Annotated in this window: 2 protein-coding genes; both read right to left on the minus strand. The window is 71.1% G+C overall.

The window, feature by feature from the left end:
• Nucleotides 1-859: condensation domain-containing protein (locus ABTZ94_RS37045; protein WP_351207787.1), on the minus strand; the 859-nt coding region annotated here is incomplete at its 3' end.
• Between the two features lie 47 nt (nucleotides 860-906).
• Nucleotides 907-3,105 (minus strand): non-ribosomal peptide synthetase (locus ABTZ94_RS37050; RefSeq protein WP_351207789.1); only part of this gene is annotated, 2,199 nt, incomplete at its 5' end.

The following is a 3,105-nucleotide window of genomic DNA, read 5'->3' on the forward strand; positions in this document are numbered from 1 at the left end:
TCTGGAAAAGGGACAGCAGCGCCATGAACAGACTCGCGCCCTGCCCGCTCGCCGTCGCCCGCAGCGCCTCCGTCACCTCCGACGGCACCGAGAAGGTGACCACGTCACCGCCGCCGCTCGGCTGCGCCGGACGCTGGTGGTCGGTGGGAAGCTCGAGCGGCGTCACGCGGGCGAGGCGCTCGCGCCAGTACGCCAACTGCCTCTCCAGGAAATCCCCGCTGAGTTGCTCCCGCTGCCAGGCAGCGAAGTCCGCGTACTGGATGAGGAGTTCGGGCAGCGAAGCCTCGCGTCCAGCGACGGCGGCCGCGTACAGCTCGCGCAGTTCGCGGGCCAGGATCCCGGAGGACCAGCCGTCCGAAGCGATATGATGCACCGTCAGCAGCAGGAAGTGGTCGTCGTCCGCGAGCCACACCACGTCGGCCCGCAGGAGCCGCCCGGCCTCCAGGTCGAACGGCCGCGTCGCCTCGGTGCGCAGCACCTCGCCCGCGCGGGTCTCCGCGTCCGCCTCGGCCCGCAGATCGTGGACCGTGACCTTCACCGGCCAGGGTGCGCTGATCACCTGCCGCGGTGTGCCGTTGTCGTCCGCCGGGAACGCCGTCCGCAGCACCTCGTGCCGGGCCGCCAGACGTGACAGTGCTGTGCCGAGCGCGGGGACGTCCAGCGCGCCGCGCACCCGCAGCACCGTCGGCACCAGGTATTCCGCGCTGTCCGGCGTCAGCCGGTCCAGGAACCACAGCCGCTGCTGCGCGAACGACAGCGGCAGCGGTCCGGCCTCCCGGTCAGCCCGTACGATCCGGGCCGCTTCCGCACGCCGCCGCATGCGGGACAGCAGCCGTGCCTCCACCGAGTTCTCGCCCATGATGTTCCGTCCTCTTCGTCTTCTCGCGTGGGCAATGGGCCGCTGTTTCAGGAAAGCTGTTCCTGCGCGTCGAACAATTCGATGAGCTGTTGCTTGATGCCGATGACGGTCGGCGACTGAAAAAGGCGTCGCAGGCCGATGCGTACTCCGGTCACCGACTCGACCTGATTGACGAGCTGGAGGGCGAGCAGGGAATGCCCGCCGACGTCGAAGAACCTCTCGTGGACTCCTACGCGTTCGACACCGAGCACGGCGGCCATGATCCCGGCGATCTCCGCCTCGATCTCGTCCCGTGGCGCGGTGTATCCGGCCGTGCTGTCGCCGTCGTTCCCGGGGGCCGGCAGTGCCGCGTGGTCGACCTTGCCGTTCCGGTTGAGCGGCAGTTCCGGCAGGATCGCGAACGCGGACGGCATCATGGCGCGAGGCAGGCGTTCGGCGGCCCACTCGCGCAGCGCGCCGACGTCCACCGTGGCGCCGGGCGCGGGCACGCAGTAGGCGACCAGCCGCTTGTCGCCGGGAGTGTCTTCCCGGACCACCACCGCGCAGGCCCCGACCGCGCCGTGGGTGAGCAGCGTCGCCTCGATCTCGCCGAGTTCGACCCGGACGCCGCGCAGTTTCACCTGACGGTCGATCCGCCCCAGCAGGTCCAGTTCGCCGTCCGCGGTGAACCGGCCGAGATCGCCCGTGCGGTACATCCGGCCGCCGCGGAACGGGTCGGCGACGAAACGCTCGGCGGTGAGGTCGGGCCGCTGGTGGTAACCGCGCCCGACGCTGTCGCCACCGAGGTACACCTCGCCCAGCACACCCGCAGGCACGGGGCGGCGGTCCGGGTCCAGGACGTACACGGTCTGGTTGACCATGGGACGGCCCGCGAGGACCGGTCCGGCCGGGTCCGTGCGCGAGGCCCGCCAGTACGTCGTGTCCACCGAGACCTCGGTGGCGCCGTACAGGTTGACGAGGTCACCGGGGAAGCTCTCGGTGAACCGGCTCACCAGCGTCGGCTGGAGCGGCTCGCCACTGGCGAAGGCGTACCGCAGGTGCGTGCAGTCCCCGGGCCGTACCCGGGAGACGAACAAGTCCAGCAGGCTCGGCACGAAGTGCAGGCCGACCACGCGGTGGGCGCGCATCAGGCGGGACACCTCGGCCATGTCGAGCCGGTCGGAGCCCGGCACCAGCAAGACCGTGGCACCCTGCCACAGGGGCCAGAAGATCTCGTATGCCGACACGTCGAAGGACAGCGGCGTGGCCTGGAGGAAGCCCTCGCCCGGAGCGATCGGGAACGCGTGCTGCATGCCGGCCAGGTAGTTGACCACTCCGCGGTGTTCGATGCGGACGCCCTTCGGGCGGCCCGTGGAGCCGCTGGTGTAGATCAGATAGCACAGGTCGCCGAGGTCCGCGACGGGTTCCGGCGCGTCCGTGGGCAGGGTGTCCGGCAGGTCGGCAGGGCGGTCCACGGCCAGCAGGTCCGGGCCGTCCGGCAGCAGGGCGGCGTGCGCGATGTCGGTGACGATCAGCGGCGCGCCGGAGTCCGCCACCAGGTATGCCAGCCGTTCCTCCGGGTGCTCCGGGTCGAGCGGAACGTACGCGGCACCGGCCTTCAGGATGCCGAGCAACGTCCACACCATGGCGGGCGAGCGTTCCAGGCAGACGCCCACGGGTACGTCCGGACCGATGCCCGGCACAGCGCGCAGCCGGTGGGCCAGACGGTTGGCCCGCTCATCGAGCTGACGGTACGTCAGGCTGTCCGTGCCGCAGACGACTGCGACCGCGTCCGGGTCCTGTGCCGCCCGCTGCTCGAACAACCGGTGCAGTGTCGCTGCCGGAACGGGCGCGGCGGTGTCGTTCCACTCGGTGAGGACACGGTGCCGCTCCCCCGCGTCCAGCATCTCCACCTCGGACAGCGCGCTGTGCGGGCGAATCGTGGCCGCGGCCAGCAGGTTGGTGAAGTGGGCGGCCAGGCGGCGCGCGGTGTCCTCGGTGAAGAGGTCGTCCGCGTAGACCACGGCGCCGTCCAGCGTGCCGTCCGCCGCCTCCGCGAGGTACATCGACAGGTCGAACTTGGCGTCCCGGACCGGGGGCTCGACGGGCTCCGCCGTCAGGCCCGGCAGGTTCCAGGCGTCCGCGCCCGGTGTGTTCTGCAACGCGAAGAGGGTCTGGAACAGGGGGTTGCGGGACAGGTCGCGGTCGGGGGCGAGTTCCTCCACGAGTCGTTCGAAGGGCAGGTCCTGGTGGTCGTAGGCACCGAG

Origin of the sequence: Streptomyces sp. NPDC002785 (genome assembly GCF_040295565.1) — a bacterium.
In the GTDB taxonomy this organism is placed as follows: Bacteria; Actinomycetota; Actinomycetes; order Streptomycetales; family Streptomycetaceae; genus Streptomyces.